17 protein-coding genes are annotated in these 17704 nt (G+C 67.1%); 13 read left to right on the forward strand and 4 right to left on the reverse strand.

Annotation, left to right across the window (positions count from 1 at the left end; genetic code table 11):
• Positions 1 to 4: 4 nt before the first annotated feature.
• From rutA to VHN57_RS13310, 11 genes are all read left to right on the forward strand, one after another.
• Positions 5 to 1099: a pyrimidine utilization protein A gene (gene rutA / locus VHN57_RS13260; RefSeq protein WP_278986027.1), complete on the forward strand. Its 1095-nt coding sequence runs from the start codon at positions 5 to 7 to the stop codon at positions 1097 to 1099.
• A 191-nt stretch (positions 1100 to 1290) separates the two neighbouring features.
• Complete coding sequence (locus VHN57_RS13265; RefSeq protein WP_037512507.1) at positions 1291 to 1881, forward strand: M17 family peptidase N-terminal domain-containing protein; 591 nt, start codon at positions 1291 to 1293, stop codon at positions 1879 to 1881.
• A gap of 50 nt (positions 1882 to 1931) precedes the next feature.
• On the forward strand, positions 1932 to 2594 hold the full coding sequence (locus VHN57_RS13270) for a response regulator (protein ID WP_069338310.1): 663 nt from the start codon (positions 1932 to 1934) through the stop codon (positions 2592 to 2594).
• Positions 2595 to 2824: 230 nt separating this feature from the next.
• Complete coding sequence (locus tag VHN57_RS13275; RefSeq protein ID WP_270093339.1) at positions 2825 to 3484, forward strand: hydrolase; 660 nt, start codon at positions 2825 to 2827, stop codon at positions 3482 to 3484.
• Between the two features lie 87 nt (positions 3485 to 3571).
• Positions 3572 to 4408: an alpha/beta fold hydrolase gene (locus VHN57_RS13280; RefSeq protein WP_423284128.1), complete on the forward strand. Its 837-nt coding sequence runs from the start codon at positions 3572 to 3574 to the stop codon at positions 4406 to 4408.
• Between the two features lie 22 nt (positions 4409 to 4430).
• Positions 4431 to 4691: a XapX domain-containing protein gene (locus tag VHN57_RS13285; protein WP_069336477.1), complete on the forward strand. Its 261-nt coding sequence runs from the start codon at positions 4431 to 4433 to the stop codon at positions 4689 to 4691.
• 80 nt (positions 4692 to 4771) lie between these two features.
• A complete protein-coding gene (locus tag VHN57_RS13290; RefSeq protein ID WP_278986030.1) occupies positions 4772 to 6616 on the forward strand; it encodes an amidohydrolase in 1845 nt (614 codons plus the stop codon).
• A gap of 134 nt (positions 6617 to 6750) precedes the next feature.
• On the forward strand, positions 6751 to 7641 hold the full coding sequence (locus VHN57_RS13295; protein WP_278986031.1) for a VOC family protein: 891 nt from the start codon (positions 6751 to 6753) through the stop codon (positions 7639 to 7641).
• Positions 7642 to 8070, forward strand: coding sequence for a DoxX family protein (locus VHN57_RS13300; protein ID WP_159366725.1), 429 nt, complete (start codon positions 7642 to 7644; stop codon positions 8068 to 8070). It begins immediately after the preceding gene.
• Positions 8063 to 9439, forward strand: coding sequence for an alginate export family protein (locus tag VHN57_RS13305; protein ID WP_278986032.1), 1377 nt, complete (start codon positions 8063 to 8065; stop codon positions 9437 to 9439). The genes VHN57_RS13300 and VHN57_RS13305 overlap by 8 nt, the downstream gene beginning before the upstream one ends.
• A gap of 20 nt (positions 9440 to 9459) precedes the next feature.
• A complete protein-coding gene (locus VHN57_RS13310) occupies positions 9460 to 10161 on the forward strand; it encodes a YoaK family protein (RefSeq protein WP_278986034.1) in 702 nt (233 codons plus the stop codon).
• Positions 10162 to 10164: 3 nt separating this feature from the next.
• On the opposite strand, the gene VHN57_RS13315 is transcribed toward VHN57_RS13310, so the two are convergent.
• Positions 10165 to 10740, reverse strand: a complete 576-nt coding sequence (locus VHN57_RS13315) for a TMEM175 family protein (RefSeq protein ID WP_017499794.1) — start codon at positions 10738 to 10740, stop codon at positions 10165 to 10167.
• Positions 10737 to 11318: a helix-turn-helix domain-containing protein gene (locus tag VHN57_RS13320; RefSeq protein ID WP_278986035.1), complete on the reverse strand. Its 582-nt coding sequence runs from the start codon at positions 11316 to 11318 to the stop codon at positions 10737 to 10739. The genes VHN57_RS13315 and VHN57_RS13320 overlap by 4 nt, the downstream gene beginning before the upstream one ends.
• A 75-nt stretch (positions 11319 to 11393) precedes the next feature.
• Here VHN57_RS13320 and VHN57_RS13325 point away from each other — a divergent pair, with 75 nt between their 5' ends.
• On the forward strand, positions 11394 to 14393 hold the full coding sequence (locus tag VHN57_RS13325) for a ligand-binding sensor domain-containing protein (RefSeq protein ID WP_423284133.1): 3000 nt from the start codon (positions 11394 to 11396) through the stop codon (positions 14391 to 14393).
• Between the two features lie 3 nt (positions 14394 to 14396).
• Here VHN57_RS13325 and VHN57_RS13330 read toward each other — a convergent pair whose 3' ends face one another.
• Together VHN57_RS13330 and VHN57_RS13335 are read right to left on the reverse strand one after the other, a co-directional pair.
• Positions 14397 to 15560, reverse strand: a complete 1164-nt coding sequence (locus tag VHN57_RS13330) for an MFS transporter (protein ID WP_423284135.1) — start codon at positions 15558 to 15560, stop codon at positions 14397 to 14399.
• Positions 15561 to 15573: 13 nt separating this feature from the next.
• Complete coding sequence (locus VHN57_RS13335; RefSeq protein ID WP_069336484.1) at positions 15574 to 16608, reverse strand: aldo/keto reductase; 1035 nt, start codon at positions 16606 to 16608, stop codon at positions 15574 to 15576.
• A gap of 88 nt (positions 16609 to 16696) precedes the next feature.
• Here VHN57_RS13335 and VHN57_RS13340 point away from each other — a divergent pair, with 88 nt between their 5' ends.
• Positions 16697 to 17620: a LysR family transcriptional regulator gene (locus VHN57_RS13340; protein WP_017499799.1), complete on the forward strand. Its 924-nt coding sequence runs from the start codon at positions 16697 to 16699 to the stop codon at positions 17618 to 17620.
• Positions 17621 to 17704: the final 84 nt, after the last annotated feature.

The raw sequence follows: 17704 nt of genomic DNA on the forward strand, positions 1-17704 counted from the left end.
AGCCATGCAGGTCGGCGTTTTCGTTCCCATCAACAATAATGGCTGGCTGATCAGCGAGAACGCCCCGCAATATCTGCCGAGCTTCGACCTCAACAAGGAAATCGCCCAGCGCGCCGAGAAACATGGCCTGGATTTCCTGCTGTCGATGATCAAGCTGCGCGGTTTCGGCGGCAAGACGCAATTCTGGGAATATGGCCTCGAAAGCTTCACCCTGATGGCCGGCCTTGCGGCGGTCACGGACAGGATCAAGATCTTCGCCACCTGCCCCACGCTGATCATCCCGCCCGCCTTCGCCGCGCGCATGGCCAACACCATCGACTCCATCAGCCATGGCCGCTTCGGCCTCAACCTCATCACCGGCTGGCAGCCGCCCGAATATACGCAGATGGGGCTTTGGCCGGGCGACGAGCATTTCCGCAACCGCTATGATGTGCTCGACGAATATGCCCGCGTGCTGCGGGAATTGTGGGAGACTGGCCGATCGGACTTCAAGGGGCAATATTATCAGATGGACGACTGTCTGGTCCGCCCCCAGCCGCAGGCCGACATGAAGATCATCTGTGCCGGATCATCCGACGCGGGCCTGGCCTTCTCGGCCAAATGGGCGGACTATGCCTTTTGCCTGGGCAAGGGCGTCAACACGCCGACCGCCTTCGCCTTCAACAATGACCGCCTTGCGAAATTCACGGCGCAGACCGGCCGCGCCGTGTCGGTGTTCGTGCTGGTCATGGTGATCGCGGCGGAGACGGACGAGGAGGCCATGGCCAAGTGGCAGAGCTATAATGACGGCGTCGATATCGACGCGATCGCCTGGCTGGCCGACCAGGGCGCGAAGGACACCGTCAACACCGACACCAATGTGCGCCAGCTGGCCGCGCCCGAAGGGGCCGTGAACATCAATATGGGCACTTTGGTCGGCAGCTATGCCAGCGTGGCACGGATGCTGGACGAAATGGCGCAGGTGCCCAATACCGGCGGCGTGCTGCTGACCTTCGACGATTTCCTGGAAGGGGTGGAAGCGTTCGGCACGCGTATCCAGCCGCTGATGAAGAGCCGCGCCGAAAGCGCCCGACATTCCCAATCTTCCCACAGAAGTTAACCACCAAAGCCGTTGGTAGCCGGGACGCCTGGATGCACGCCTCCCCCTTTCCCACCACGGCAATTCCGCATGATTGTCCAAATCCCGCGCGCCCTGGCCACGACGCGGGCGCCATGTCCCTCTAGCTTGGCCCAAGGAGACGCCGACCCGCATGGCTGCGTCATGGCGGGAGGATCAACAGGGTGGCGAGCATGGATGCGCCGATCGTCGGCACATATCGCACCGTCCGCTTCCGCGCCGGGCCGGTCGATGCGATCGCGAGCGATGTCGATCTGCTGATCGTCGGCATGCCGGTCCTGTCCGCCACGAGCCGGATCGATCCTGGCGCCTGCGCGCTCGACGCCGCCCTGTCAGGCACCTTGTCGCAATTGCGCGCGGGCGGCCTGTTCGACGGCAGGTTCGGCGAGACGATGATCCTGTCCAGCCCGCCGCCGCCGGTGCGCTGCCGGTCGCTGATGATCGTGGGTATGGGGGAAATCGACGATCTGGATGCCGAACGGCTGGGCCGGCTGGCCGCCGTGGCGATGCGCGCGGCGCTCCGGCTCGACAGTTGTTCGATCGCCTGCCTGCTGCGGCTGCTCGATCCGGCGGCAACGAAGGTCGCGCAACGCGCCGCCGCCCGTGCGATGATGGCCGGCGTGCTGGCGGCGCTGGACGCCTATCTCTCTCCCGGTCCCGCTCCCGGCCGGTTCGCCGGCCTGAACTGGACCTTCGACCAGCCCGACAGCGCCGCCGACGTGCTGGGCACGATCATCGCACAATGGCCGGCCGCGCCGCGATGAGGCACGACTATCGCATGGACTTGGGAAGCGGAACACGCCACTCTGGCGCGATGCAGCCCGGTCCGATCCACAGCCACGACATGCAGCCTGCGATCACCCCCATATCGATCCTGGTGGTGGACGATCATGCGCTGCTGCGTGAGGGCGTGCGGGCGATGCTGGCGACCCAGGCCGATATGCGGATCGTCGGCGAGGCGGACAATGGCCGGCGCGCGGTGGAGGAATATGCGCGGTTGCGCCCCGACATCGTGCTGATGGACCTGCAGATGGCGGAAATGCCGGGGCTCGACGCGATCGCCGCGATCCGGGCCGTCCATCCCGACGCCCGGATCATCGTGCTCACCACCTATTCGGGCGATGGCCGCGCGATCAAGGCGCTGCGCGCAGGGGCGATGGGCTATCTGCTCAAGGCCAGCCTGCGCAAGCAGCTGCTCGACGCGATCCGGTCCGTGCATCTGGGCGGCAAGCATCTCGACGCCACCGTCGCCACCGCGATCGCCCTGCATGTGCTGGAAGACCCGCTGACCGAGCGCGAGATCGCGGTGCTTTCGCTGGCGGCCTGGGGCAACAGCAACAAGCAGGTCGCGGCGCGACTCGATATCAGCGAAGAGACGGTGAAGGGCCATATGAAGTCGATCTTCTCGAAGCTCGACGCGACCGATCGCACCCATGCGGTGACGCTGGCGATCAAGCGCGGACTGATCGACCTCTGACGACATGGCGCGCGAGCGCCCCCTTTGCATCGGAATGATCGCTAACATGTCAGCCTGATCCAAGATCGGGCGGCGACGGACAGCTATGATCGCGCGCGTCAGGCCAGTGACTGACCATTTCTATTTTTTAGAACAAGCCGGTGCATTTTATCTGGATATTTCGGATCAGGCACGCCGGCTAACACTGTCTTCACAGCAGCGACGACTGCTCGAAACCAAGGAGCCGACCCATGACGATCACCGCCACGCCGACGCCGGGCAAGTCCCTCATCTCGCCGACCGACCACACTTTGGTCCTGATCGACTTCCAGTCGCAAATGGCCTTCGCCACCAAGTCGATCGCGCCGGAACTGCTGCGCAACAATGCCGCCCTGATCAGCCGCGCCGCCAAGTCGTTCGGCGTGTCGACCATCCTGACCACCGTGGCCGAAAAGAGCTTTTCGGGGCCGATGTTCAGCGAGATCACCGACGCCTTCCCCGGCCAGCCCCTGCTCGACCGCACCAGCATGAACACCTGGGAAGATGCCGCCGTGATCGAGGAAGTGAACCGCATCGGCAAGGAGCGGATCATCTTCGCCGGCCTGTGGACCAGCGTCTGCATCGTCGGCCCGGTCGCCTCCGCGGTCGATCAGGGCTTCGACGTCTATTTCATCGCCGACGCCTGTGGCGACATCAGCGAGGAAGCGCATGAGCGCGCCGTGCAGCGCATGATCCAGCTCGGCGCCAAGCCGATGACCTCGCTCCAATATATGCTGGAACTGCAGCGCGACTGGGCGCGCACCGAAACCTACGAGTCCACCACCGGCATCGCCAAGGAATTTGGCGGCGCATACGGCCTGGGCATCAAATATGCGAAGGCCATGTTCGGCGCCTCAGAAGGCGGCCACTGACCTGCGCCAGGGGCCGGCGGTGCCTCCCCTCTCCCCATGCACCGCCGGCCCCTCTCCCCTTTCCCCACCCGAGCAAAGGAAATCCCCATGAGCTTCGTGACCACGGATGACGGCGTCGACATCTTCTTCAAGGACTGGGGTTCAAAGGACGCCCAGCCCATCATGTTCCACCATGGCTGGCCGCTGTCGTCGGACGACTGGGACGCGCAGATGCTGTTCTTCCTGTCGAAGGGCTATCGCGTCGTCGCCCATGACCGTCGCGGCCATGGCCGCTCGGCCCAGGTGAGCGAAGGCCATGACATGGCCCATTACGCCGCCGACGCCGCCGCCGTCGCCCGCCATCTCGACCTCAGGAACGCCATCCATATCGGTCATTCGACCGGCGGCGGCGAAGTGGCCGCCTATGTCGCCCGCCATGGCCTGCCCGAAGGCCGCGTGGCCAAGGCCGTGCTGGTCAGTTCGGTGCCGCCGATCATGCTGAAGACCGACCGTTATCCCGGCGGCCTGCCCATGGACGTGTTCGACGGGCTGCGCGCCGGCCTCGCCGCCAACCGTGCGCAATTCTTCCACGATGTCGCCGCCGGCCCCTTCTACGGCTTCAACCGCGACGGCGCGGACGTGAAGCCGGCCGTCATCGACAATTGGTGGCGCCAGGGCATGATGGGCAGCGCCAAGGCCCATTATGAAGGCATCAAGGCCTTCTCCGAAACCGACCAGACCGACGATCTGACCGCGATCACCGTGCCGACCCTGGTGCTGCATGGCGATGACGACCAGGTCGTCCCCTACAAGAATGCCGGCGTGCTGCAGGCGCAGATCCTGCCGAACGCGACCCTCAAGATTTACGAGGGCTATTCGCACGGCATGCTGACGGTGAATGCCGACGTGCTGAACGCCGATATCCTCGCCTTCATCCAGGCCTGATCGCAGACGCAGGAGACCGGCGATGAAAGTCTATCTTCTCTCCCTCGGCGCCGGTCTCCTGGTCGGCATCGTCTATTCGCTGCTGGGGGTGCGCTCGCCCGCGCCCCCGGTGGTGGCCCTGATCGGCCTGCTGGGCATATTGGTCGGCGAACAGATCGTGCCGCTCGCCAGGCGCTGGGCCGATGCCCATGAACTGACCCGCTTCGTGCGCAACGAATGCCGCGACCATGTACTGGGCACGCTCCCGAACAATCGGGCCGACAATCAAAAGGGCGACGCGTGATTACCCGCCGCGACGCCATGGCCGGGGTGGCCGCCTCCGCCCTTCTCGCCCCCTTTCCTGCTCAAGCCAAGGACCGCCCCATGACCGACACGATCATCGTCAATGCCAAGGTGACGACCCTGGACCGGAGCAATCCGGTGGCGGAAGCGGTCGCCATCCGCGACGGCAAGTTCCTGGCCGTGGGCAGCGAGGCGGAGGTGCGCGCCGCCGCGCCGGACGCAACGGTGATCGATGCCAAGGGCCATCGCCTGATCCCCGGCCTGATCGATAGCCATATGCACATCATTCGCGGCGGCCTGAATTTCAACATGGAACTGCGCTGGGACGGCGTGCCGACGCTGGCCGAGGCGATGGATATGCTTAAAAGCCAGGTCGCCCGTACCCCCGCTCCGCAATGGGTGCGCGTGGTCGGCGGCTTCACCGAACATCAGTTCGCGGAAAAGCGCCTGCCGACCATCGCCGAACTGAACGCCGTCGCGCCCGACACGCCGGTCTTCATCCTGCACCTCTATGATCGCGCGCTGCTCAACGCCGCCGCGCTGCGCGTCGTGGGCTATACCAAGGACACGCCCAATCCGCCGGGCGGCGAGATCGTCCGCGACGTGGCTGGCAACCCGACCGGCCTGCTGCTGGCCCAGCCCAATGCGACCATCCTCTATTCGACGCTGGCCAAGGGGCCGAAGCTGCCGCAGGACTATCAGCTCAATTCGACCCGCCACTTCATGCGCGACGTCAATGCGCTGGGCGTGACCGGCGTGATCGACGCGGGCGGCGGCTTCCAGAATTATCCCGACGATTACGAGATCATCGAGAAGCTGCATCAGGACGATCAACTGACCGTCCGCATCAGCTATAATCTCTTCACCCAGAAGCCCAAGGAAGAGCTGGCCGATTTCTCCGGCTGGGTGAAGCAGGTGACGCCGGGCCAGGGCGATGACAGCTATCGCCACAATGGCGCGGGCGAGATGCTGGTCTATTCCGCCGCCGACTTCGAGGATTTCCGCCAGCCCCGGCCGGACATGGCGCCCAGCATGGAAGGCGATCTGGAGCCGGTCATCCGCCTGCTGGCCGAGCATAAATGGCCCTGGCGCCTGCACGCCACCTATGACGAGACGATCGGCCGCGCGCTCGACGTCTATGAAAAGGTGAACCGGGATATCCCTTTGCAGGGCATCAACTGGTTCTTCGACCATGCCGAAACCATCAGCGACCGCAATATCGACCGCATCGCCGCACTGGGCGGCGGCATCGCCGTGCAGCATCGGATGGCCTATCAGGGCGAATATTTCGTCGAGCGCTATGGCGCGAAAGCCGCCGAGCGGACTCCGCCCATTTCCCGCATGATCGCAGCGGGCATCCCGGTCGGCGCCGGCACCGACGCCACCCGCGTCGCCAGCTATAACCCGTGGGTGTCTCTGTCGTGGCTGGTGACCGGCCGCACCGTCGGCGGCTTCGCCCTCTATCGCGGCGACAATCGCGTCAGCCGGGAAAAGGCGCTGGCGATGTGGACGCATGAGAATACATGGTTCTCCAACGAGATCGGCAAGAAGGGGCAGATCAAGGCCGGGCAACTGGCCGACCTCGCCTTGCTGTCGGCCGACTATTTTGCGGTGCCGGAGGATCAGATCGTCCATATCCGATCGGTCCTGACCCTGCTCGGCGGCAAGGTGGTCCATGGCGAGGGCGATTATGCCTCGCTCGCGCCCGACCTGCCAAAGCCCATGCCCGACTGGTCGCCGGTCGCCACCTTCGGCGGCTATCACAAGACCCGTGAGGCGCGCGCGCAGCTGGCATCGGCCTGTGCCTGCCATTCGGCCTGCGGCGTCCATGGCCATGACCATGCCGCGGCGCTGGGCGCAGATGTGCCGGCCGCCGATGTCCAGACCTTCTGGGGATCGCTCGGCTGCGGCTGCTGGGCCGTCTGACGATAACCGCAAATCATTGTCATTCCCGCGCAGCGGGAATCCATCTCGCAACCAAGCCCGACGGCGCAACGCCCGGAGATGGATCCCCGCCTTCGCGGGGATGACGAGAAAGACTTCCTGCCTGGAGATTGTCCATGAAGCGCTTCGCCTTCCTATTCGCCGCCGCCATCCTGATGCCTATGCCGGTCGCCATCGCAAAGCCCGCCGCCAGCGCCGATTATGCGGTCGGCCCGCAATATGACACGACCCATGTCTATGTGCCCGAAGGCCAGTTCGACGCCTTCGTCACCAGCTTCGTCGCGACCTTCGGTGGCACCACGTCGAAGCAGGGCGAGTTCCAGGTGACGCCGACGCCCAGCCTGACCAAGTCGCAACTGGCACTGACCCCGGCCGGCACCGTCTCGGTCTTCGGCTTCAAGACGCCGATCCCCTATCCGTTCGGCGATGAGCGGACCGGCTATCTGGTGAGCGACATGGACGGTGCCGTTGCCTCCGCGCTCAAGCATGGCGCAGTGCGCCGCATCACTACCTTCCCCGACCCGATCGGCCGCGACGTGGTGGTGCAATGGGCTGGTGGCGTGAACATGCAACTCTACTGGCACACCGCCAAGCCCAGCTATCCCGCGCTGACCACCGTGCCGGAAAACCGCATCTACCTGACCGCCGACGTCGCTGACCGGTTCATCAGGGACTGGACCGGCTTTGCCCATGGCAGGATCGTCTCCGACGATCGCGCCGCCAAGGGCGAGGAAATCGGCCAGCCCGGCAAGACGATCCGCCGCGTCGCCATCGAGAGCGGCTATGGCAAGATGACCGCCTTCGTCTCGGACGGCCAACTCCCCTGGCCCTATGGCCGCGACATGACCGGTTATGAGGTCGCCGACATGGACGCCACGCTGGCCAAGGCGAAGGCCGCCGACGTCGAAACATTGGTCGCGCCGCAGAGCATCGCCGGTCGCCAGAGCGCGATCCTGCGCTTCCCCGGCGGCTATATCGCCGAAGTTCATGCGCCCGAGGCGAAGTAAATGCGCACCGACCGCGATCCCCGCTTCGTTGACGCGATCCTCGACTGGAAGCCGACCTGGTTCATCGCCCGGCTGCTGCTGGTCGGCGCCTATCTGCTGGGCGGCATCGTCAAGCTGACGGACTGGCCGGCGGCGGTTGCCGAGCAGGCGCATTTCGGCATGACCCCGCCGGCGCTCTGGGCCGCGCTCACCATCGCGATCGAACTGATCGGGCCGATCCTGATCCTGACCGGCCGCATGGCCTGGCTGGGTGCAGGGATGCTGGGCGTCTTCACCCTGCTGGCCGCCTTCACCGCAAACGCCTTCTGGACGATGCCGATGGGGCAGGAGCGGTTCATGGCCACCAATGCCTTTTTCGAGCATCTGGGCCTGATCGGCGGCTTCATCCTGGCGGCGCTGGTCGCCGAACAGGCGCAGCGCCGTGTGTAAAAAATCAGTATGCCTTGCCCTCTCGCTCTGCGCTTGCCCGCCGCTGGCCGCGCAGACGCGGGAGGCCTGGCAGGCGCCGACCCTGTCGATCACCCGCTATGACGAGGATTGGTCGGATCTGGCGGACGCGCAAAAGCGCAACCATCACTGGACGGGGCAGTTCAAATATATCCCGCTGGGCGACGATGTCTGGCTGTCCACCGGCGTCGAGCTGCGGCTGCGCAACGAAAATTATGCCGACAATCTCTGGGGCGGGGCCGATGCGCCCGACGACAGCTATTTATGGGCACGCGCCATGCCCTATGCCGACCTGCATGTCGGCGCGCCGGACCGGCTCCATGCCCGTGCCTTTGTCCAGCCGATCATCAGCCATGCGGTCGGCGTTGCGCCCTCGGCCAGCCCGATCGACCAGAGCCGGCTCGACCTGCTCCAGGGCTTTGCCGAAGTCGGCGCCGGCCCCGTCACCCTGCGCGCCGGGCGCCAGATGGTTTCACTCGGCACCGAAAGGCTGGTCGGCACCCGCTATGGCCCCAACACCCCGCTGGCGTTCGACGGCGTGCGCGGCAGCCTGTCCCTGGGCGAAGGCCGCGCGCTCGACCTGTTCCTGCTCAACCCGGTCCAGCCCGGCCCCGCCAGTTTCGACGATCGCACGTCCGACACCCGCAGGCTGTGGGGCGCCTATGCGACGCTGCCGGATCTCGACCTCTATTATCTGGGCTATCGCAACCGCGCCGCGCGCTTCGGCGGACTGACCGGGCGGGAGGAGCGCCACAGTCTCGGCCTTCGTTCGCATGGCGCGCGGGGCGACTGGCACTGGAATGTCGAGGGCGTCTATCAGTTCGGCCATTATGACCGGCAGCGCATCGCCGCCTGGACGATCGGCACCGAAGTCGGCCGCACCCTGCCCCACCTGCCGCTGTCGCCCGACGCCACCTTGCGCTTCAACATCGTGAGCGGCGATCGTGACAGCGAAGATGACAGGCTGGGCACGTTCAACGCGCTCTTCCCCAAGGGCAAATATTTCGGCGAACTCTCGCCCGTCGGGCCGACCAACATCGTCAGCCTCAATCCCCGGATCAGCGCGCCGCTGGGCGACGGCTTTTCCGCCAGCATCGCCGGCATGGCCTATTGGCGATACGCCCGCCATGACGGCGTCTACGACATTCCCGGCAACCTGGTCCGTGGCCCCGGCGACAGCCGCGCCCGCTTCATCGGCAAGGAGGTGGAGGCGACGCTGGCCTGGCAGGCGACGGCGGAGCTGGAACTGTCAACTTCGCTGTCCTTCTTCGCACCGGGCGCCTTCATCCGTGAGACCGGCCCGGCCCAGACCATCGCCATGACCGGCCTTGAAGCCAATTTCCGTTTCTAGATCCTGTGAGGAGCATCATCATGCCGCCAGCGTCCCAAAGCGCATCCCCCCTGCCCGGCCTGCTGTTGCTGCTGTCGGCGACCACCGGCCTGGTCGACGCGGTCAGCGTGCTGGGCCTGGGCAAGGTGTTCACCGCCAACATGACCGGCAATGTCGTGTTCCTGGGCTTCGCCGCGGCGCAGACGCCAGGCTTCAGGGTGGCGCCCTATCTGGTCGCGCTGCTGACCTTCTTCATCGGCGCGCTGATCGCCGGCCGGGTCGGCCAGGGCTTGGGCAAACGCCCGCTGCGCCACTGGCTGACGGTCGCCGCGCTGATCGAGGCGGCATTGCTGTGGATCGCGGCGGTGGTCGCGCTGAACTTCCATGTGCCCACGCTCCAGCCCGCCGCCGGCCTGTTCGCGATCATCGGCCTGACCGCGATCGCGATGGGCTTTCGCAACGCCACCATCCGGCAGTTGAAGGTGCCCGACCTTACCACCACCGTGCTGACCCTGACCGTCACCGGCATTGCGGCGGATTCCAGCCTGGCGGGCGGCGCCAATCCCAATCTTGGCCGGAGGATCGCGGCGATCGTCGCCATCTTCGCGGGCGCGGCGGCCGGCGCGCTGATGGTGGTGCATATGGGGCTGGCGCTGCCGCTGCTGGTGTCGGGCGCGATCGTGCTGGTCGGCACCCTGCTGTGCGTCCGCCACCCGGCGGCCGCCCTGCCCCATGGCGGCTGAAGATCAGGGCAGCGCGACCCGCGCGAACCGCCGGTCGGGCACGAACCAGAGCGCGACGACCAGCACATAGAGCGCGACCGCCAGCCAGCGGCTGACGAAGCTCAGGGGAATGGCCGCGCCATAGATGGCCAGCGTTCCCCACCCCTTCCAGTCCATGCCGAGCGCGCGGGCGAGCCTGGAGCCTGCGCCATTGCAGGCGATGATCGCCCGTTCGGTCAGGAAATAGCCGATCGCCGCCGCACCCAGCACCATGCCATAGGCCGCCGTCGCTCCGGTCGACCAGGCGCTCTCGTCCAGCCAGCGGATGACGAACGGGACCAGGCTGAGCCAGAAGAGCAGGAAGAGATTGGCCCACAGCACCCGCCCGTCGATGCGCGGGTTGAGCTGGAACAGATGATGGTGATTGTTCCAGTAGAGGCCGACGTTCACGAAGCTGAGCAGATAGGCGATCAGCAGCGGCAGGCATTGCGCGAGATCGGCGAGCGATCCCCCGCGCGGCACCTTCAGTTCCAGCACCATGATGGTGATGATGATCGCGATCACCCCGTCGGTGAACGCCTCCAGCCTTTTGCTGTTCATGCCTGTGCCGCCAATGGCGATCCCTGCCAGGTCCGGCGCCAGGACAGCGGCGTGGTGCCGACCAGCCGCTTGAACAGCCGGGTCAGGTGCGCCTGGTCGGTCAGGCCGCAGGCGCTGGCGATGTCCGACAGGCTGTGGCCGGTTTCCAGCATCAGCCGCTGTGCCCGGCGGATGCGCTGGCGGATGACATAGGCATGCGGCGTTTCGCCCATGCTGACCTTGAACGCGCGGCAGAAATGACCGGGGCTCAGGCTCGCCACCAGCGCCAGTTCCTCCGTCACCAGCGTGCGGCCCAGCCGGGTCTCGACATAGGCGGTCACCCTGCGCAATTGCCAGCCGGCCAGCCCGCCGGTCGGCGGCGGGCAATGGCTGTCGGGACGCCGGGCCAGCATGGCGACGCCGTCGTCCGCATCCGTGCCCTGCCGCAGCAGGTCGCGCAGTTGATCGAGGCACAGGCCCGCCCGGTTGGGGTCGCGATGCAGCAGCATCTGCGCCCGCGTCAGCAGGTCCAGAAGCGGCGCGGCATCGAGCCGATGCGGCAGGTTGGGGCGCGTGTTGAGACTGGCGATATCCGGCATGGCGGGAATGATGCGGCTGCGTCACGATTTCCCAAAGCCCGGATGGAGGGGGCGAGCGTCCCTCTAACGGGGGGCTTGTATCGCATCGGCCCGCAGCGCTACGGCTGTCGGTTCCTCCCGCCCCAAGGCCCCCATGTCGCGACCGAGCAGAAGATCATGAAGCGCCGGGCGATCATCACGGCGATCGCGGCCATGCTGCTGGCCCAGCCGGGGCAGGCGCTGGACCCGAGCCAGTCGATCGGCCAGTTGCGCCACAGCCGCTGGACGCTGAAGGACGGAGCGCCGGGCAATGTCCGTGCGCTGGCGCAGGGCAAAGACGGCTATCTGTGGCTGGGATCTTCGACCGGCCTCTACCGCTTTGACGGCATCCGGTTCGAGCGCATGCTGGCCGATCGCGACGACCCGCGCCGATCCTTGCAGGTCACCGCCCTGCTGGCGGCGCGCAATGGCGACATCTGGGTCGGCCATGATTTCGGCGGCATCGCCCGCTATCGCGACGGCCATCTGCGCGACGCCAATCCCTGGCCGGCGCAGGGCGGCGTGGCCGGCATCGCGGAAGCGCGCGACGGATCGATCTGGGTCGCGGCCGAAGCGCGCGGCAAGATGCTGCTGTCGCGTTACCAAAATGGCCGCTGGCGCCGCTATGGCGCGCAGCAAGGCGTGACCGACGGCATGATGGGGCCGATGCTGGCCGCGTCGGACGGCAGCCTCTACCTCGCCCTGCCGCCGCACCTGCTGCGGCTGGCGCCCGGTGCCGCGCACTTCGCCCCGCTGGCGATGCAGGTCGCCCCTTTCGCCGCGCTGGACGAGGACAGGACGGGCCGGATCTGGCTGGCGGACGACAACGGCATCCGGCCGATTTCCGGCGGGCAGGCCGCGGCCCGGCTCGATCCCGTCAACACCCCCTATGTCACCCGCCATATCCATGTCGATCGCCATGGCACGGCCTGGATCACCGGCCAGAATGGTGGTCTGGCACGGCTTCCAGCGGGCGGCGACAAGGTCGAGGTCGCGGCCGGGCACATGCCGCTGTCGCTCGCCGCGCTGGAGGACCGGGAAGGCAATATCTGGGTCGGCACCGAGACCGGGGTGGAACGCTATGCCGCCGCCAGCCTGATCGGCGCGGGCGAGGAGGCGCTGGTGACCGGCTTCGTCGCGCCGGCGCGATCGGCCCATATCTTCTATGCCGGTATCGGCGGCGTCTATCGCGTCGGGCCGGGCCAGCGCCAGCCCCGGCTGATCTTCCCGCGCGCCGACATTGGCGTGCTGTGCGGCGACGACCGGCAATTGCTGGCGATCAGCCTGGAAGGCGCCTTCCTGCTCGACCTGAACGACCGCGGCGATGTCCGCCGCACGACGTCGGTCGAAGGGCCGCTGTCGGTCAGTTGCGCACGCGACGATCGCGGACAGTTCTGGACCGGGATGGACCGGCTCTACCGGCTGGACGGCGGGCGGCTGGTGCCGGCGAGCGGCGCGGCGGGGCAGCCGGGCGGCACCATCACCCTGTTGCGCGCCGATGGGCATGGCGGCCTGATCGCCGGGCGCAGCCGGCGCGGGCTGCTGCGCATTCGCGATGGCGAGGAGACGGCGCTGCTGCCCGCCGGGACCAGCCCGATCGGATCGATCCTGACCCTGCGGGCCGATGGCGACCAGTGGCTGATCGGCGGGATGAAGGGGCTGGCGCGCCTGAAGGGCGGCCGGTTACAGTCATTGGGCGAACGCACCCATCCCTATCTGGCCGGGATTACCGGCATCGCCCGCACCGCCGATGGCTGGACCTGGATCAACGGCGCGACCGGTATCGTGCGGATGCGCAGCGATGCGCTGGACAAGGGCTTTGCCCAGCCCGATCGCCCCATCCCCTACCAGCGGGTCGGCCAGGAAGGCGATTATCGGGCGCGATCCAACCTGTTCGAGGCGAACGACATCGCCCTCGATCGCGACGGCCAGCTCTGGTTCGCCACCGATCAGGGGCTGGCCTGGAGCGATCCCGCCCGGCTGGCCCGCAATGGCGTGCCGCCGCCCGTGGCGATCCGGTCGCTGCGGGTCGATGGCAAGGCCTATCCGCTGGCCGCGGGCCACATCGCCCTGCCCGCCCATAGCGGCCGGGTGCAGATCGACTATAGTGCCCTCAGCCTGACCGATGCGGCGCAGAACCGTTTCCGCTATCGGCTGGAAGGCAGCGGCACCGGCTGGTTCGATGCCGGGACGGAGCGGCAGGCGCTCTATACCAATCTGGCGCCCGGCCAATATCGCTTCCATGTGATAGCGGCCAACAATGACGGGGTATGGAACAGGCAGGGCGCGGCGCTCGCGTTCGAGATCGCCCCAGCCTTCTACCAGACGCGCTGGTTCCGCACCCTGTGCATCAGCCTGATCCTGCTGGCCGGCTGGCTGCTCTACCGCCGGCGCCTGCATGTCGTGACCGAACGGGCACGCAGCCGGGTCGAGGCGCAGTTGACCGAGCGCGAACGGATCGCACGGGAACTGCACGACACGCTGTTGCAGGGGTTCCAGGGGCTGATGCTGCGCTTCCAGGCGGTGGTCGAGTTGCTGCCGCGCGGCGAACGCGCCCGCACCGAGCTGGAAGGCGCGCTCGACCGGGCCGAGGATGTGCTGGTCGACAGTCGCGAGCGGGTCCATTCGCTGCGACAGGCATTGCAGCCGGTGGCGATGGCGGTCCGTCTGCGCGCGCTGTTGGACGAGATGGTCGGCGACCGGCTGGATTGGCGCGTCGAGGAGGCCGGCACCGCGCGGCTGGTCTGCGCCCCGGTCGCCGACGAGATGATGCGGATCGCACGCGAGGCGATCAGCAACAGCCTGCAGCATGCGGCGTCGCGGACCATCATCGTCGAGCTGCATCATGGCACCGACCGGCTGTCGCTGGCGATCATCGATGATGGCATCGGCCTGTCCGAACCGGTGCTGGCGGCCGGATCGCGCGAAGGCCATTATGGCATGGTCGGCATGCGCGAACGGGCGCGGCGGATGGATGGCGCGGTAGAGATCATCTCCACCACCAGGACCGGCACGACCATCCGCGTGACCGTGCCCGCCCGTGTCGCCTATCTGTGAGCGTCAGGCGGTGGCGGCACGCGGCGCGCTGCGGCGGCGGCTGAGCAGCAGCGCAATCAGCCCAAGGCTGGACGCAGCGGCCCCGGCGATCGCGACGAACGGCAGGCTGAGGCCGGCGGCAATCACCGCGCCGCCCAGCGCCGCGCCGATCGCATTGCCCAGGTTGAAGGCGCCGATGTTCATCGAGGACGCCAGATTGGGCGCGTCGGCCGCCGCGCTCATCACCCGCACCTGCAGCGGCGGCACCAGCGCGAAGCTGGCAATCCCCCACAGGAAGATCAGCACCGCCGTCGGCCCGGCAAAGGGCATGGCAAAGGCGAAGGCGATGAGAATCGCCGTCAGCGCAGCGAGCGTCACGATCAGCGTCCTGTCCACCGACCGGTCGGCAAAGCGCCCGCCCAGCCAGTTGCCGATGGTGAGGCCCACGCCATAGAGGACCAGCATCGCCGTCACGAAACCGATCGAGCCATGGGTCTGATCGCGCAGGATCGGCGTGATATAGGTGAAGACGGTGAACATCGCGCTGGCGCCGACCACGGTAAGGCCGAGCGCGGCGAGCACCGGCCCGCGCATCAGCACCCGCAGTTCGGACCGTGCATCGCCCTCGGTCGGGGCCGGCATGTCGGGCAGGGTCAGGCGCAGTGCCGCGATGGTGAGCACGCCCAGCGCCGCAATGCCCCAGAAGGCAGAACGCCAGCCCATGACTTCGCCCGCCCAGGTCGCCAGCGGCACGCCGACGACATTGGCGATGGTCAGCCCCATGAACATGGCGGCGACCGCGCCCGCCTGCCGCTGGGGCGGGACCAGGCTGGCGGCGACGATCGATCCGACGCCGAAGAAGGCACCATGGTTGAGCGAGGTGATGATGCGCGCGAACAGCAGCATCGCATAGCTGCTGGAGAGCGCCGCGATCAGATTGCCGACCGTGAAGATGGCCGCGAGGCCGATCAGCAGGGTGCGGCGCGGCAAGCGCCCGGTGGTCAGCGTCATCAGCGGCGCGCCCAGCATGACGCCGATCGCATAGGCGCTGATAAGCAGGCCGGCGGCGGGGATGGAGACGCCAAGATCGGTGGCGATGACGGGCAACAGGCCCATCGGCGCAAATTCGGTGACGCCGATGCCAAAGGCACCGGCCGCCAGCGCGAGCAGCGGTGGATTGATCTTCATGATGCTCCTCCCGTCAGACAAGCGGCGGGTTCAGCCGGGCGAAACCGGCCTGTTGGTGATAGGGGGCGTGGGGATAGGCCGGCATCTGGTAGCTGGCCCGGTCGAGCCGGGCGACCTGATCGGCGGTCAGCGACCAGCCGACCGCCCCCAGATTCTGGCGCAACTGTTCCTCGTTGCGGGCGCCGATGATGACCGACGACACGGTCGGCCGCTGCAACAGCCAGTTGAGCGCGACCTGCGGCACCGTCTTGCCGGTTTCCGCCGCAATCTCGTCCAGCGCATCGACCACGCGATAGAGATGCTCCTCCTCCACCGGCGGCGCGAAGGCGGCGGTCTGGTGCAGGCGGCTGCCCTCCGGGATCGGGCTGCTGCGCCTGATCTTGCCGGTCAGGCGGCCCCAGCCGAGCGGGCTCCACACCAGTGCGCCGACGCCCTGGTCGGCGGCAAGCGGCATCAGATCGGCCTCATAGGCGCGGCCGATCAGCGAATAATAGACCTGGTGGGCGACGAAGCGCGGCCAGCCATGGCGATCCGCCACGTCCAGCGCCTTCATCAACTGCCAGCCGGGATAGTTGGACACGCCGACATGGCGCAGCTTGCCGGCACGGACCAATTGGTCGAGCGTCGCCAGCAATTCCTCGACCGGGGTCGACGCGTCGAAGGCGTGAAGTTGCAGCAGGTCGATATGATCGGTGCCAAGGCGCCGGAGCGCGGCTTCCACGCCGCCGATCAGCCGGTCGCGCGACACGCCCCAGTCATTGGGACCATCGCCGGTCGGCAGGCCGAGCTTGGTCGAGATCAGAAGCTGATCGCGCCGTCCCCTGATCGCCGCGCCCAGCACCTCTTCGGACGCGCCGTTCGAATAGACGTCGGCAGTGTCGAACAGGGTGATGCCGGCTTCGAGGCAGATGTCGAGCAGCCGGCGCGCCTCCTGCGCGTCGCTGTTGCCCCAGGCGCCGAACAGGGGCCCTGAGCCGCCGAAGGTGCCGGTGCCGAAACTGAGCGCCGGCACGCGCAGGCCTGACGCCCCCAATTGCCGATATTCCATCGTCATCCCTTTCCATTCCGTGATGGACGCATAAATGGAAGGCAGGACTCCCCGCGTTTAGAGGGGCGCAAGGCGAAGGATCTTTGCAATGGATGAAAAGATACCCTTTCATGCCGATCGGGCGCGGGCGCTGGAAACCTTTGCCACCGTGGTGGCCGAGGGCAGTTTTTCGGCCGCCGGGCGATTGCTCGGGCTGACGCCGTCGGCGGTCAGCCGCGCGGTCGACCGGATCGAGGACCGGCTGGGGGTGCGGCTATTGCTGCGCTCCACCCGCGCGCTGACGCTGACGGCGGAGGGCCAGGCCTATCTGGCCAGCGCGCGCCGCATCCTGGCCGACCTGGACGAGGCGGAACAGACGATCGCCGATCGCGGCGCGCCGCGCGGACGCTTGCGGGTCAGCGCCGCCCACTCCCATGGCCGGCTGTGCATCGTGCCGCTGCTCGGCGAATTTGCCCAGCTCTATCCGCATATATTGGTTGACATCAGCCTGAGCGACCGGCTGGTCGACATTGCCGGCGGGCAAGCCGATGTCGCGATCCGCTTCGGGCCGCTGGCCGACAGCCCGCTGACCGCCCGCAAGCTGGGCGAGAATGGCCGCGTCATCGTCGCCTCCCCCGCCTATCTCGCCCGCCATGGCACGCCGGTCGTACCGGAGGATCTGCACGATCATAACTGCCTGAACTTCAATTTCCGGCGGGCCGAACCGGTCTGGCCCTTCCGCAAGGACGGGCGTGACTATGCGCTGAGCGTGCGCGGCACGATCGAGGCGAATAATGGCGAAACGCTGGGGCAGTTGGCGGCCGATGGCGTTGGCATCACGCGGGTCGGCCGGTTCAGCGTCCAGCCGGAACTGGCATCGGGCGACCTGGTGCCGTTACTGGAAGACTATAATCCCGGCGATATCGAGACGATCCATGCCGTGTTCCTGGGCGGCACCAATGTGCCGGCACGGCTGCGCGTATTCGTGGACTTCCTGGCGGAACGGCTGACGCGACCTGCATCGGCGGCCTGAGCCGGGCGACGCCTATATATCCCCGCGGCGGACCAGTTGCCGGCTGATCCGGGTCGGTGCCAGATGGCGGCAGAGCGCATCCAG

It is taken from the genome of Sphingobium salicis subsp. salicis (genome assembly GCF_049472635.1).
Classification (GTDB): Bacteria; Pseudomonadota; Alphaproteobacteria; order Sphingomonadales; family Sphingomonadaceae; genus Sphingobium; species Sphingobium yanoikuyae_A.

Excerpts from the sequence above, each read along its gene's own strand:
- VHN57_RS13340 (WP_017499799.1), top strand. The coding sequence starts at position 16,697 with ATGGATGAAAAGATACCCTTTCATGCCGATCGGGCGCGGGCGCTGGAA.
- VHN57_RS13280 (WP_423284128.1), top strand. The coding sequence starts at position 3,572 with ATGAGCTTCGTGACCACGGATGACGGCGTCGACATCTTCTTCAAGGAC.
- VHN57_RS13265 (WP_037512507.1), top strand. The coding sequence starts at position 1,291 with ATGGATGCGCCGATCGTCGGCACATATCGCACCGTCCGCTTCCGCGCC.
- VHN57_RS13335 (WP_069336484.1), bottom strand. The coding sequence starts at position 16,608 with ATGGAATATCGGCAATTGGGGGCGTCAGGCCTGCGCGTGCCGGCGCTC.
- VHN57_RS13300 (WP_159366725.1), top strand. The coding sequence starts at position 7,642 with ATGCGCACCGACCGCGATCCCCGCTTCGTTGACGCGATCCTCGACTGG.
- VHN57_RS13285 (WP_069336477.1), top strand. The coding sequence starts at position 4,431 with ATGAAAGTCTATCTTCTCTCCCTCGGCGCCGGTCTCCTGGTCGGCATC.
- VHN57_RS13270 (WP_069338310.1), top strand. The coding sequence starts at position 1,932 with ATGCAGCCCGGTCCGATCCACAGCCACGACATGCAGCCTGCGATCACC.
- VHN57_RS13290 (WP_278986030.1), top strand. The coding sequence starts at position 4,772 with ATGACCGACACGATCATCGTCAATGCCAAGGTGACGACCCTGGACCGG.
- VHN57_RS13275 (WP_270093339.1), top strand. The coding sequence starts at position 2,825 with ATGACGATCACCGCCACGCCGACGCCGGGCAAGTCCCTCATCTCGCCG.
- VHN57_RS13320 (WP_278986035.1), bottom strand. The coding sequence starts at position 11,318 with ATGCCGGATATCGCCAGTCTCAACACGCGCCCCAACCTGCCGCATCGG.
- VHN57_RS13310 (WP_278986034.1), top strand. The coding sequence starts at position 9,460 with ATGCCGCCAGCGTCCCAAAGCGCATCCCCCCTGCCCGGCCTGCTGTTG.
- rutA (WP_278986027.1), top strand. The coding sequence starts at position 5 with ATGCAGGTCGGCGTTTTCGTTCCCATCAACAATAATGGCTGGCTGATC.
- VHN57_RS13295 (WP_278986031.1), top strand. The coding sequence starts at position 6,751 with ATGAAGCGCTTCGCCTTCCTATTCGCCGCCGCCATCCTGATGCCTATG.
- VHN57_RS13330 (WP_423284135.1), bottom strand. The coding sequence starts at position 15,560 with ATGAAGATCAATCCACCGCTGCTCGCGCTGGCGGCCGGTGCCTTTGGC.
- VHN57_RS13315 (WP_017499794.1), bottom strand. The coding sequence starts at position 10,740 with ATGAACAGCAAAAGGCTGGAGGCGTTCACCGACGGGGTGATCGCGATC.